The following is a 13,454-nucleotide window of genomic DNA, read 5'->3' on the forward strand; positions in this document are numbered from 1 at the left end:
GGAGCGGGACCTTACGTTGGTCTTGGGCCTCGTGAGTGGCAAGGACGGTTCTAACCGTCCTTGCCACTCACGAGCCTCAACGCTGTCCGGACCTAGACGACAGCGAGCGGCAGCGCCGTCGGGTGCACCGGAGCGGGCAGGTCCGAAGCGCCGGTGAGGTAGGCGTCGACGGCGCTCGCCACCGAACGTCCCTCGGCGATCGCCCACACCACCAGCGAGGCACCGCGGTGCGCGTCGCCGCAGACGAACACGCCGGGCGCCTCCGTCTGCCAGTCCGCGCCGCACGAGAGCGTGCCGCGTTTCGTCAGCGAAAGGCCGAGCCCGTCCAGCAGCGGCATGTGCTCGACACCCTCGAACCCGATCGCGAGCAGCACGAGATCGGCGGGCAGTTCCTCGACCTCGTCGTTGACCGGGGTCACCATGCGCTTGCCGGTCTCCGGGTCCTTGACCACGCGGACCTGACGGAGCTCCACGGCGCGCACGTTGCCCTCGTCGTCACCGATGAACCGGGTGACCGCGACGGCGAACTTGCGCTCGCCCGCCTCCTCGTGCGCCGGATAGGTGCGCAGGATGTACGGCCACGTCGGCCACGGCGACCGCTCGTCGTCCCTTGTGGACGGCGGCGTCGGGTACTGGTCCAGCTGGGTCACCGAAAGCGCGCCCTGCCGGGTCGCGGTGCCGTAGGAGTCGGCCCCGGTGTCACCGCCGCCGATGATGACGACGTGCTTGCCCGCCGCGTCGATCGGCGACGGGCCGTCGCCCTCGACGTACTTGTTGGCCGGGACCAGATGTTCCATCGCCAGGTGGATCCCGGCCAGTTCGCGTCCGGGCGTGGTCTTGTCGTCGCGGCCGCGCAACGCGCCCACGGCGAGGACCACGGCGTCGTACTCCGCCCGAAGTTCCTCGACGGTCAGGTCGACGCCGACCTCGCAGCCGGTGACGAACTTCGTGCCCTCCTTGCGGAGCTGCGCGAGCCGCCGGTCGAGGACCTTCTTCTCCATCTTGAACTCGGGGATGCCGTATCGCAGCAGGCCGCCGAGCCGGTCGTCCCGTTCGAAGACGGTCACCTCGTGGCCGGCGCGGGTCAGCTGCTGCGCGGCGGCGAGCCCGGCCGGGCCGGAGCCGACGACCGCGACCCGCTGCCCCGACGAGACCGCCGAGACCTGCGGCTGCACGTAACCCGCTTCCCAGGACTGGTCCGCGATCGTCTGCTCGACCCGTTTGATCGACACCGGGCCGCCGGACAGGGGCGAGATCGACAGGACGCAGCCCGCCTCACACGGCGCGGGACACAGCTTCCCGGTGAATTCGGGGAAGTTGTTGGTCGCGTGCAGCCGGTCGCTCGCCGCGGCCCAGTCGCCGCGGCGAACCAGGTCGTTCCACTCCGGGATCAGGTTGCCCAGCGGGCAGCCGGAACCACCGGAGTGGCAGAACGGGATGCCGCAGTCCATGCACCGCGAAGCCTGCTTGCGCACCTGTTCGTTGCGCTCACCCGGCTCCACGTCGGCGTAGACCTCTCCCCAGCCGGCGAGACGGTCCTCTTTAGACTTCTTCTTCGGCTCTTCGCGTTCGTACTTCAGGAAACCCGTCGGATCAGCCACGAGCGGCCTCCATGATCGCTTCGTCGACGTCGCGGCCCGCGGCGCGCGCCGCCTTCGCCGCGTCAAGGACACGCTGGTAGTCGCGGGGCATCACCTTGGTGAACGCCGCCGAGCGACGCGGCCAGTCGCCGAGCAGCGACGCGGCCACGGCCGAACGTGTGAGGTCGTAGTGTTTCTGCACGGTCTTCTTGAGCCAGGCGAGATCCTCCGACGACGGCGTCTGGAGGTTCACCATCTCCTCGTTGACCTTGCCGCGGTCGAGGTCCAACACGTAGGCCTCGCCGCCGGACATGCCCGCCGCCAGGTTGCGCCCGGTCGGGCCGAGCACCACGGCCTGCCCGCCGGTCATGTACTCGAAGGCGTGGTCGCCGACGCCCTCGGCGACCACCACGGCGCCGGAGTTGCGCACGCAGAACCGCTCGCCGACCTGGCCGCGCAGGAACATCTCGCCACTCGTGGCGCCGTACGCGAGGGTGTTCCCGGCGATGGTCTGGCCCTCCGCGGCGAACTTCGCGTCCGGATGCGGGCGCACGACGATCCGCCCGCCCGAAAGGCCCTTGCCGACGTAGTCGTTCGCGTCGCCGACCATGTCGAGCGTGATGCCGCGCGGCAGGAACGCCCCGAGCGACTGGCCGGCGGAACCGGTCAGCAGCACGTGGATCGTGTCCTCGGGCAGCCCTTCACCGCCGTAGCGACGGGTGATCTCGGAGCCGAGCAGTGTGCCGACGGTCCGGTTCACGTTCCGCACCGGCAGTTCGAGCCGCACCGGATGCGCGTCCTCCAGCGCCGCCTCGGCGAGCTGGATCAGCGTCCGGTCGAGCGCGTGCTCCAGGCCGTGGTCCTGCGAACGCGTGCGCCGCTTCGCCCCGCCGTACGGGGTGTCGGACGGCATCTCGAAGATCGGCGCGAGGTCGAGACCGGAAGCCTTCCAGTGGTCGATCGCCTCGTCGGTGTTCAGCATCTCCGCGTGCCCGATGGCCTCGTCGAGGGTGCGGAAACCGAGTGCCGCCAACGTTTCCCGGACCTCTTCGGCGACGAACCGGAAGTAGTTCACGACGTGGTCGGCCTGTCCGGTGTACCGCTTGCGCAGATCCGGGCTCTGGGTCGCGACGCCGACCGGGCAGGTGTCGAGGTGGCAGACGCGCATCATGACGCAGCCTTCGACGATCAGCGGCGCCGTCGCGAAGCCGTACTCCTCCGCGCCGAGCAGTGCGGCGATGACGACGTCCTTGCCGGTTTTCATCGCGCCGTCGACCTGCACGGTGATCCGGTCGCGCAAACCGTTGAGCAGCAACGTCTGCTGCGTCTCGGCGAGCCCGATCTCCCACGGGGTGCCCGCGTGCTTGAGCGAGTTCATCGGGGAGGCGCCGGTGCCGCCGTCGTGGCCGGAGATCAGCACGACGTCGGCGTGCGCCTTGGACACGCCCGCCGCGACTGTTCCGACACCGAGCGAGGACACCAGCTTCACGTGGATGCGGGCGTTCTCGTTGGCGTTCTTGAGGTCGTGGATCAGCTGGGCCAGATCCTCGATCGAGTAGATGTCGTGGTGCGGCGGCGGGGAGATGAGCCCGACACCAGGCGTCGAGTGCCGCGTGCGCGCGATCCACGGGTACACCTTGTTCGGCGGCAACTGCCCGCCCTCGCCCGGCTTCGCGCCCTGCGCCATCTTGATCTGGATGTCGTCGGCGTTGACGAGGTATTCGCTCGTGACACCGAAGCGGCCGCTCGCGACCTGCTTGATCGCGCTGCGCCGTGCCGGGTCGTAGAGCCGCTCGGGGTCTTCCCCGCCCTCACCGGTGTTCGACCGGCCACCGATGCGGTTCATCGCGATGGCGAGCGTTTCGTGTGCCTCGGCCGAAATCGAGCCGTAGGACATCGCACCGGTGTTGAAGCGCTTGAAAATCGCCTCGACGGGCTCGACCTCGTCCAGCGGGACGGGCTCGCGGGCCCCCTCGCGGAAGGAGAACAGCCCGCGCAGCGCGCCACCCTGGCGGTACAGGCGGTGCACCTCGTCGGAGTACTTCTTGTACACCTCTTCCCGCCCGGTCTTCGTCGCGTGCTGCAACAGGAAGACGGTCTCGGGGGTGAACAGGTGCAGCTCGCCCTCACGGCGGTACGCGTACTCGCCGCCGGTCTCGAGTCCACGGTGGACACGATCGGTCGGGTTGTCCGGGTACGCGCGACGATGCCGCGTGGCGACCTCTTCGGCGAGCACGGTCAGCCCGACCCCGCCGAGTTTCGACGACGTCCCGGTGAAGTACTCGTCGAGCAGATCCTGTGCCAGGCCGAAGGATTCGAAGACCTGCGCCGCGGTGTACGCGCCGACGGTCGAGATGCCCATCTTCGACATGATCTTCAGGACGCCCTTCACGAGCGCCTTGACGTAGTTGCGGACCGCCTTGGCGGGCTCGATACCGGTGACCGCACCGGTCGAGATCATGTCCTCGATGGTCTCGAAGGCCAGGTACGGGTTCACCGCCGCGGCGCCGTAGCCGAGCAGCAGCGCGATGTGGTGGACCTCGCGGGCGTCGCCGGTCTCGACGACCAGCGCGACACGCAACCTTTCCTTGGTGCGCACCAGATGGTGGTGCACCGCGGACACCAGCAGCAGCGACGGGATCGGCGCCATGCGGTGGTCGGAGTCGCGATCGGACAGCACGAGCGTGCGCGCGCCGGCGGCGATCGCCTCGGAGGCCTCGCGCCGGACCCGCTCGATCGCGGACGCCAGCGCGTCGGCGCCACCGTCCACTTCGTACAGTCCGGAAAGGACACTGCACGCGAAGCCGGGAAGGTCGCCGTCGTCGTTGATGTGGATCAGCTTGGCGAGTTCGTCGTTGTCGATCACCGGATACGGCAGCTGCACGTGGCGGCAGGAGGCCGGGCCGGGGGCGAGCAGGTTGCGCTCGGGGCCCATGATCCGGCTCATCGAGGTGACGAGTTCTTCGCGGATCGCGTCCAGCGGCGGGTTGGTGACCTGCGCGAAGTTCTGCTTGAAGTAGTCGTAAAGCAGCCGGGAACGCTTCGACAGCACGGCGGGCGGGGTGTCGGAGCCCATCGAACCGATCGGCTCGGCCGCCTTGACCGCCATCGGCGCGAGGAGGATCTTCAGTTCTTCTTCGGTGTAGCCGAAGGAAAGCTGGCGCCGCAGCACGGAATCGTGGCTCTGCACGATGTGGTCGCGGTCCGGGAGGTCGGCGATCTGCAGGAGTCCGGCGTGCAGCCAGCCCTCGTACGGGAGCTCCTTGGCCAGCGCCGACTTGACCTCTTCGTCGTCGACGATCCGGCCCGCTTCGGTGTCCACCAGGAACATGCGGCCGGGCTTGAGGCGGCCCTTGGCCACGACGTCCGCGGGGGCGACGTCGAGGACGCCCGCCTCACTGGCCAGCACGACGCGATCGTCCGCGGTGCGCCACCATCGGGCGGGGCGCAGGCCGTTGCGGTCGAGCACCGCGCCGACGAGCGTGCCGTCGGTGAAGGTGACACAGGCCGGGCCGTCCCACGGCTCCATGAGGCTGGCGTGGAACTGGTAGAACGCACGACGCTGGGCGTCCATCCCGGCGTGGTTCTCCCACGCTTCGGGGATCATCATCAGCACCGCGTGCGGCAGTGACCGGCCGCCGAGGTGCAGCAGCTCCAGCACCTCGTCGAAGGAGGCGGAGTCCGACGCGTCGGCCGAGCAGATCGGGTACAGCCGGGTGAGGTCGCCGGGGATGAGGTCCGATTCGAGCAGCGCCTCACGGGCGCGCATACGGTTGCGGTTGCCCCGGATGGTGTTGATCTCGCCGTTGTGCGCGACGAACCGGAACGGATGCGCCAGCGGCCACGACGGGAAGGTGTTGGTGGAGAACCGCGAGTGCACGAGCGCGATGGCGCTGGTGAGCCGGGTGTCGGTCAGATCGGCGAAGAAGAGCGGGAGCTGCTCGGGGGTCAGCATTCCCTTGTAGACGATGGTCCGCGAGGACAGCGACGGGAAGTAGGTGCCGCAGCCCGCGGTCACGCTCTCGTTCTCGACGCGTTTGCGGAGGCAGAAGGCCAGGCGGTCCAGTTCGAGCCCGGCGGGACATCGCCCGTCGGCCTCGGCGCCCGCGACGAACAGCATCGCGAAATGCGGCATCACCGAACGCGCCGTCGGGCCGATGTCGGCGCGGTCGGCGTCGACCGGTACCTCACGCCAGCCGAGGACGTCGAGGCCCTCTTCGCCGGCGATCCGCTCGATCAGGGCGATGGCCTTGTTCCGCTCCTCGGCGTCCGAGGGCAGGAAACCGATCCCGGTCGCGTAGGTCTGGTGACCGTCGGCGTCCGCCTCGGGCAGCGTGAAGTCCACTTCCGCCCGCAGCAGCTCGTCCGGGAGCTGCAGCAGGATGCCCGCACCGTCACCACTGGTCGGCTCCGCGCCGGCGGCACCGCGGTGGTCGAGGTTCGTCAGCGCGGACAGGCCGTCGGTGACGATGCCGTGCGAGCGCCGCCCGCGGATGTCGGCCACCATGGCCACACCGCAGGAGTCCTGTTCGGATTCGGGATCGTAGAGACCCTGTTTGCCTGGAATGGCGGAGAAGATCATGAAGGGACCTCCTTCGTCGTCTGTGCTCAGCGACCGGGCGAGGCCGGCCGGGGGAATGCGCACGGGACGACGATGGCCCGTTCGTTAGCGCGACTTTAACACCTGTGAAACACGTCGGCATCAGTTCGGCGGGCGCGAAAGCCCGCCGATGGGTAACGATCTGGACGCCCGGAACGACACAGTTCCTGATGAGGTCGCAGTAGTTCGTTCCGCTAAGTATATGTCCTGTTCCGGGATGTCACGAGACGCGGTGAGGCGACCCTAGTCACTCCGGCCCCGTCGCGCGAGCCCAGGACACCGGAAATAGAACATGTTACAGTTCCGGCCATGATCCTGGACCGTTTCCGGCTCACCGACCAGGTCGCCGTGGTCACCGGCGCCGGACGCGGGATCGGCGCGGCGACCGCCGTGGCGCTCGCCGAGGCCGGCGCCGACGTGGTGATCTCCTCCCGCACCGAGACCCAGCTCGAGGACGTGGCGGCCCTGGTCGCCGCCGCCGGCAGGCGCGCCCACGTGGTACCCGCCGATCTGAGCGACCCGGCCGCCGCGGGCGAGCTGGCGCGGATCGCGGCGGCGGAGTTCGGGCGGCTGGACCTGGTGGTCAACAACGTCGGCGGCACGTATCCACGGCCGCTGCTGGAAACCACCCCGGACTTCCTCGAAGAAGCCTTTCGTTTCAACGTCTCCACCGCGCACGCGCTGACCGTGGCGGCGGCACCGTCCTTACTGGAGTCGGGCGGCTCGGTCGTCAACATCTCGTCGGTCATGGGCCGCGTGACCGGCCGCGGTTTCGCCGCGTACGGGACGGCGAAGGCCGCACTGGCGCACTACACCCGGCTCGCCGCGGCCGACCTCGCGCCGAAGGTGCGCGTGAACGCGATCTCGGTCGGCTCGGTGGCGACCTCCGCGCTCGAAGTGGTGGTGGGCAACGACGAACTGCGCGGCCGGATGGAGGCCGCCACTCCCCTGCGCCGGATCGGCGAGGCCGAGGACATCGCGGCCACCGTCGTGTTCCTGGCGTCGGGCGCGGGCCGGTACGTCACCGGCAAGATCATCGAAGTCGACGGAGGACTGCAGGCCCCGAACCTGGAGCTGGGCCTGCCCGATCTGTAGGAGGCACCGTGCGCGTGGTCCAGTGGAGTACCGGGAACGTCGGCCGCCACGCGCTGGCCGGGATAGCCGCCCGGCCCGATCTCGAACTCGCCGGGGTCTGGGTTTCGAGCGACGCCAAGGCCGGCGTCGACGCCGGGGAGCTGGCCGGGCTCGGGCGCGCGCTCGGTGTCGCGGCCACCACCGACGCGGACGCGCTCATCGCGCTGAAGCCGGATTGCGTGCTCTACACGGCGATGGCCGACGACCGGCTCGTCGAAGCCGTCGAGGACCTGAAGCGCTTCCTGCGCGCGGGGATCAACGTGGTGTCCAGCAGCCCGGTGTTCCTCCAGTACCCCGAAGGTGTCGTCCCGCCGGAGATGATCGAGCCGATCCGGGAGGCCGCCCGCGAAGGCGGTGCTTCGCTGTGGGTCAACGGCGTCGACCCCGGCTTCGCCAACGACTGGCTGCCACTGGTGCTCACCGGCGTGTGCGAGCGGATCGACGAGGTGCGCTGCCTGGAGATCCTCGACTATTCGACGTACGACAACGGCAAGGTGCTGTTCGACATCATGGGCTTCGGCCGGGAGATGGACGATCTGCCACTCCTGCTGCAGCCCGGCGTGCTGTCGCTGGCCTGGGGCAGCGTCGTGCGGCAGCTCGCGGCCGGGCTGGACGTCGAACTCGACGCCGTCGAGGAGGTCTACGAACGGCTACCGGCGCCTGAGACGTTCGAGATCGCCTCGGGAACCATCAAGGAGGGCACGGCGGCGGCGCTGCGGTTCGAGGTGCGCGGCATGCGCGGCGGACGGCCGGTGTGCGTGCTGGAGCACATCACGCGGCTGCGCGGCGACCTCGGGCCGGACTGGCCGCAGCCGACCGGGCAGGGCTGCTACCGCGTCCAGGTGACCGGGGAGCCGAACTACGTGCTGGACCTGCGCCTGGTCGGGACCGACGGCGACCACAACACGGCCGGGCTGAAGGCGACCGCGATGCGGCTGGTGAACGCGATCCCGGCGGTGGTGGCGGCTCCGCCGGGGCTGCTGACGGCGCTGGACCTGCCTTTGGTGACCGGACGGGGCCTGGTGGCTCCCTGAAGCCTGACTGGCTGGACGACACGCGTGATCAGACGGACACCACGCGTGATGGGACGGACGCCACGGGCCGTAGCCAGGTCCTATCGCGTGCCGTCCACCTGATCACGCGTGTCGTCCGTCTGGACACATGTGTCGTCCGTCTGATCACGCGACTCACCGCGGCGAGTCCCGGAAGGTGGAGGTACGTGAAGGCCCCCTTCACTGCGTCTAGCGCAATGAAGGGGGCCTTCACGTACTGAAGCCCGCTACTTCTCGGCGTCGGGCTTCGGGTCCTCGGTCGCCTTGTCGGCGGCGGAGTCCCGGACGGTGTCCGGAGCGGCGGCGACCTCCGCGTGTGACTCACCGGAGTCGGAGGCATCGGAGGTATCGGAGGCGGAGTCCTCTCGCGGCACGTCCTTGCTCCACAGCGTTTCCGGCGCTTCCCTCGGCCCCCGCTTGGCGGCCAGGACGAAGTACGCGACCGCCGCGGCGAACAGCAGGATCGAGGTCCACACGTTGACCCGCAGGCCGAGGATGTGGTTCGCGGTGTCGGTCCGCATCATCTCGATCCAGAACCGGCCCGCGGTGTACCCGGCGACGTACAGCGCGAACGCGCGGCCGTGGCCGAGGCGGAACTTCTTGTCCGCCCAGATGACCAGCAGCGCGACCCCGAGGTTCCAGATCAGCTCGTAGAGGAACGTCGGGTGCACCGGGCTGTCCGGCAGCGGGACGTGCCCGATGGCGATGCCGTTCAGGAAGTCGTCCGGGTTGGTCGGGTTGTAGCGCTGGTAGATCTCCAGGCCCCACGGCAGATCGGTGTGCGCGCCGTAGAGCTCCTGGTTGAAGTAGTTGCCGAGCCGCCCGATGGCCTGCGCGATCACGATCCCCGGCGCGAGCGCGTCCGCCATCGCGGGAAGCGGGATGCCCCGGCGGCGGCAAGCGATCAGCGCGCCGACGGCGCCGAGCGCGATGGCGCCCCAGATGCCGAGGCCGCCGTCCCAGATCTTCAGCGCGTTGAGCGGGTTCTTGCCCTCGCCGAAGTACAGCTGGTTGTCGGTGATGACGTGGTACAACCGGCCGCCGATCAGGCCGAAAGGCACCGCGAAGACCGCGACGTCGATGACGGTGCCCTTCGTGCCGCCGCGGTTCACCCAGCGCCGTTCGCCCAGCCAGATCGCCACGATGATGCCGGCGATGATGCAGAGCGCGTACGCCCGGATCGGGACCGGCCCGATATGCCAGACGCCCTGGTCGGGGCTGGGGATGGTCGCGAGGAACGCTGCCGAGGCGGTATTCACGTCGGCCACCGTAGCGCTTCATCCACTTCTTGGGGGCGTCAGCCCTCGACGGCGGCCAAATAGCCCGCGATCAGCGCCGAAGCCACGTGCCCGATGGCCGCGTCCGGCGGCAGGAAGACTTCGTCGTGCAGGCTGGGCGCACCGGCGGTGTCGCCGAGGCCGACGAACATCATCAGCCCGCGTGTCATCCCGCAGTAGTGCGCGAAGTCGTCGGCGCCGAACGAGCGGAAATCGGTGTCCACGCCCACGCCTGTCCGGAGCAGCCGCCGGTGCGCGCGCTGGGTGAGCCCGGGGTCGTTGTGCAGCACCGGTTCGCACGGGCTGATCTCCAGTTCCGCCCGGCAGCCGTGTGCCTTGGCGGTGCCGTGGACGACCTCGGCGAGCCCTTCCAGCGCGAGGTCGCGGTCTTCGGCGCGCATCAGCCGCAGCGAGCCCGACAGGCGGGCCTCGTTCGGCACGACGTTCGCCGTGGTCCCGGCCTCGATCCGGCCGACCGAGCAGACCGCGCCGAACACCGGATCGACCCGGCGGCTCGCGAGCTGCTGCAGGCTCACCACGATCTGGCTGAGCGCGAGGATCGGGTCCCGCAGCAGATGCGGGTATCCGGCGTGCCCGCCCTGGCCGCGGACGACGACGTCGAACTCGTCGGTGGAGGCGTTGACCGGTCCCGGCACCGCGGACACCACACCCGCCGCGAGCCGGGGCTGGACGTGCGCGCCGATGACCGACTCGACGCCGTACTCGGCGAGCACACCCGACTCGACGATGTCCAGCGCGCCGGACGGCGACGTCTCCTCACGCGGCTGGAGGAGCGCGACGAGCGGCCGGGGCACCCCGACGACGGCGGCCGCGCGGCAGGTCGCGACGAGCGCGGCCATGTGCACGTCGTGTCCGCACGCGTGCATCAGCGACGTCTCCGAAGCCCATGGGATCCCGGTGCGTTCGGTGACCGGCAGCGCGTCCAGCTCGGTGCGCAGCGCCACGGCCGGTCCCGGCCCGGTGCCGGGGAGCAGCACGGCACGCCCGGTCTTGGCGACCTGGACCCCGTCGTCGATGCCCAGCGCCTCGACGACGACCCGCGCGGTGTCCTCCTCGTCCCCCGACGCCCGGGGGTCGGCGTGTACGCGATGCCGCAGCTCGATCGCGGAAGGCAGCTCCGCTTCGACCGCGGCCTCCCACCGGTCGTGCAGTTCGTCCAGCTCCGTCATGACCCCTCCAGCCCGTACACCCGTTCGGCGTTGCGGTGCCCCACCAGCGCCGCTATCCGATGCGCGTCCACTTCGGACAGTACGTCCGAAGTGAGCCCCGCGTACAGGAAGTCGGACAGTCCTTGCCGGAACAGCGCGGTACCGAGGTGGTACAGCTCGGCCAGCCCGAACGCGTCCGTGGAGAACAGCAGCTTCCCGAACGGCACGATCTCCATTGTCTCCGCGATGATCGCGGGCGCACGATGACCGGCGTTGTGCGTCGCGAGTCCCACGTCGACGAACACGTGCTCGAACACCTGCGCCAGATACGCGGCGTTCCGGTGGAAGGGATAGTTGTGCAGCAGCATGATCGGCACCCCGTGCGACCGGGTGGCCCGCAGCAGCCCGGTGAGCAGCAGCGGATCGCAGCGGTGCAGGTCGACGTCGGAATCGCCGAAACCGACGTGGAACTGGATCGGCAAGGCCAGATCGATCCCGGTCCAGATCAGGAACCGGTGCAGCACCTCGTCCGCGAGGCGGACCGGTTCGCCCGCCTCGATCCGCGCGAGCCAGCGGCCCGCCGCTTCGGTGACTTCGGCGTCCGTCGGCCGGTCGCCCGCCAGGTCGAGGCCCACCCGGTAGGCGGCGATGGACTTGAACCCGACGGCCGTCGTGGCGCGTTTCGCCAGTTCCCCGGTGAAGGCCTCGGCGAATCCGGCCGCGGTGGTCGCTCCGATCACCGATTCGGCGACCTGTTCGAGCCGGACGATGTCCCGCGCGCGGCCACCGGACAGCGCGGCGAACTGCTCGGTCGTGGTCAGCGTGTCCGGCAGGAAACCGCCGTCGAGCAGGAATTCGGTCGTGCCGGTGGCACGCAGGAATCGCGCGTTGACCTCCGTGGCGCCCAGTTCGGCGCGGCGGGCGAGATAGACCTCGGCCGGAACGTGCGGCGGCAGGTCGAGCACGGGAGCGCAGCGGGCCCGCACGGCGAGCCCGATCAGCGAGTCGAACAGGGTGGTGCCCAGTGACGAGACGGTGTCGGCCTCGGTGAGCATCTGCTCGAACTCGATCCGGCCGAGGTCTCCGGTGACGACGCCGTGGCAGTGGTGGTCCACCAGCCGTGTCCGGGCCACGAACGGCAGGATCGGGGTTCCCGGCATGAGCGCGTCCCTTCTCGTGATCGACGAGTGCGGCCTCACCCTATGGCCGGATCCGGGCGTGGCAAGGGGCTGGAGAACAGGCCAGGATGAGGAACCATGGTGAACCGGGAAGCACTGACGGCCCGCGCGACCGCCCTCACCGGGGAACTCCGGGCACGGGGTGTCGAGCTCGTGGCGCTGACCTTCGTGGACAACGCCGGGATCGCGCGGGTCAAGGCGGTGCCGCTGCGGAAGCTGCCGTCGGCGGCCGCGTGGGGTGTCGGCGCTTCGAATTCCTTCGACTTCTTCGGCTTCGACGATGTCATCACCGGCGGTGAGCATTCCCTCGGGCCGGTCGGCGACCTGCGGCTGCATCCGGATCTCGACGCGCTGACCGTGCTCGCCGGGCAACCCGGCTGGGCCTGGGCGCCGGTGACGAAACTCGACCAGGAGGGCGAGCCGCATCCGCAGGATCCGCGTGCCCTGCTGGCGACGGCGGTGGACCGGCTCGCCGCACGCGGTCTCCGCGCGCGGATGAGCTTCGAGATCGAATGGGTGATCACCAGCGCCGACACCCCGGACGACGCGACGTCGGCCACGGCGGGCCCGGCCTACGGCTACGCGAGGCTCTCCGAGCGCGCGGACTACCTCCGCGCCCTGGTGTCCACATTGGACCAACAGGGCGCCGGGGTGGAGCAGATCCATCCGGAGTACGCCGACGGCCAGTTCGAACTGTCCGTCGCCGCGGCCGATCCGGTGCGCGCGGCCGACATCGCCGTGCTGACGAAGGAGACGATCCGCGCGCTCAGCCACCGGCACGGGCTGAAAGCGTCCTTCACCCCGAAGTTCGCGCCCGCCGGCGTCGGCAACGGCGGGCACGTGCATCTGAGCGTCTGGGACGGCGCGCGGAATCTTTTCTCCGGTGGGGAAAGGGTTTTCGGGCTGACACCGGTCGCCGAGTCGTTCAGCGCGGGCATCCTCAAGCGGCTGCCCGCACTGCTCGCGATCGGGGCACCGTCGGTGGTCAGCTACCTGCGGCTGGAGCCGCACCATTGGGCGGGCGTGTACACCGCGTGGGGGCTGGAGAACCGGGAGACGCCGCTGCGGCTGGTGCGCGGCGTCGCCGGGAACCGCGAGTCGGCGGCGAACCTCGAGGTCAAATGTTTCGACCTGACCGCGAATCCGTACCTGCTGGCGGCCGCGCTGCTGTTCTCCGGGATGGCCGGTGTCGACGAGGAAGCGTCACTGCCGGAACCGGTGGACGTCGACCCTGGCGTCTTGACGGAAGAGGAACGCGCCGCGCGCGGGATCGAGCGCCTGCCTCAGCGGCTGGAGGAGGCCGTCGCCGCGTTCGAGGCGGACAAGGACCTGGCGGCCGCGTTCGGCGCTCCGCTGGCGACGACGATCGTGGACGTCCGGCGGGCGGAGATCGAGCGGTTCGCCGGCGCGAGCGCGAAGGAGGTCACCGAAGCGCAGCGGTGGCGGCACTGAGGCCACCGCCGC

General features: G+C 69.9%; 8 protein-coding genes. 3 read left to right on the top strand and 5 right to left on the bottom strand.

What is annotated here, in order from left to right; genetic code table 11:
* Positions 1-92: 92 nt before the first annotated feature.
* Entirely contained in the window at positions 93-1,601 is a 1,509-nt protein-coding gene (locus ACFWIW_RS14685; protein WP_378368899.1) for a glutamate synthase subunit beta, read from the bottom strand.
* A complete protein-coding gene (gene gltB / locus ACFWIW_RS14690) occupies positions 1,594-6,162 on the bottom strand; it encodes a glutamate synthase large subunit (protein WP_378368900.1) in 4,569 nt (1,522 codons plus the stop codon). Before gltB ends, ACFWIW_RS14685 begins: the two co-directional genes overlap by 8 nt.
* Before the next feature lie 327 nt (positions 6,163-6,489).
* On the opposite strand from gltB, the gene ACFWIW_RS14695 reads away from it, so the two are divergent.
* A complete protein-coding gene (locus ACFWIW_RS14695) occupies positions 6,490-7,275 on the top strand; it encodes an SDR family oxidoreductase (RefSeq protein WP_378368901.1) in 786 nt (261 codons plus the stop codon).
* An 8-nt stretch (positions 7,276-7,283) separates the two neighbouring features.
* Positions 7,284-8,348: a diacylglycerol kinase gene (locus ACFWIW_RS14700; RefSeq protein ID WP_378368902.1), complete on the top strand. Its 1,065-nt coding sequence runs from the start codon at positions 7,284-7,286 to the stop codon at positions 8,346-8,348.
* Positions 8,349-8,593: 245 nt separating this feature from the next.
* On the opposite strand, the gene lgt is transcribed toward ACFWIW_RS14700, so the two are convergent.
* From lgt to ACFWIW_RS14715, 3 genes are read right to left on the bottom strand one after another with little or no spacing between them, the layout of a single operon-like run.
* The gene (lgt, locus tag ACFWIW_RS14705) at positions 8,594-9,634 is read right to left on the bottom strand and encodes a prolipoprotein diacylglyceryl transferase (RefSeq protein WP_378368903.1); all 1,041 of its coding nucleotides are present in this window, start codon (positions 9,632-9,634) and stop codon (positions 8,594-8,596) included.
* A gap of 29 nt (positions 9,635-9,663) precedes the next feature.
* Entirely contained in the window at positions 9,664-10,833 is a 1,170-nt protein-coding gene (locus tag ACFWIW_RS14710; protein ID WP_378368904.1) for a M20 family metallopeptidase, read from the bottom strand.
* Positions 10,830-11,972, bottom strand: a complete 1,143-nt coding sequence (locus ACFWIW_RS14715; protein WP_378368905.1) for an amidohydrolase family protein — start codon at positions 11,970-11,972, stop codon at positions 10,830-10,832. Before ACFWIW_RS14715 ends, ACFWIW_RS14710 begins: the two co-directional genes overlap by 4 nt.
* 96 nt (positions 11,973-12,068) lie before the next feature.
* Between ACFWIW_RS14715 and ACFWIW_RS14720 the strand changes: the two genes are divergently transcribed.
* The gene (locus ACFWIW_RS14720) at positions 12,069-13,442 is read left to right on the top strand and encodes a glutamine synthetase family protein (RefSeq protein WP_378368906.1); all 1,374 of its coding nucleotides are present in this window, start codon (positions 12,069-12,071) and stop codon (positions 13,440-13,442) included.
* Positions 13,443-13,454: the final 12 nt, after the last annotated feature.

The sequence above is a fragment of the Amycolatopsis sp. NPDC058340 genome, assembly GCF_042723975.1.
In the GTDB taxonomy this organism is placed as follows: Bacteria; Actinomycetota; Actinomycetes; order Mycobacteriales; family Pseudonocardiaceae; genus Amycolatopsis.

Excerpts from the sequence above, each read along its gene's own strand:
- gltB (WP_378368900.1), bottom strand. The coding sequence starts at position 6,162 with ATGATCTTCTCCGCCATTCCAGGCAAACAGGGTCTCTACGATCCCGAA.
- ACFWIW_RS14695 (WP_378368901.1), top strand. The coding sequence starts at position 6,490 with ATGATCCTGGACCGTTTCCGGCTCACCGACCAGGTCGCCGTGGTCACC.
- ACFWIW_RS14710 (WP_378368904.1), bottom strand. The coding sequence starts at position 10,833 with ATGACGGAGCTGGACGAACTGCACGACCGGTGGGAGGCCGCGGTCGAA.
- ACFWIW_RS14715 (WP_378368905.1), bottom strand. The coding sequence starts at position 11,972 with ATGCCGGGAACCCCGATCCTGCCGTTCGTGGCCCGGACACGGCTGGTG.
- ACFWIW_RS14720 (WP_378368906.1), top strand. The coding sequence starts at position 12,069 with ATGGTGAACCGGGAAGCACTGACGGCCCGCGCGACCGCCCTCACCGGG.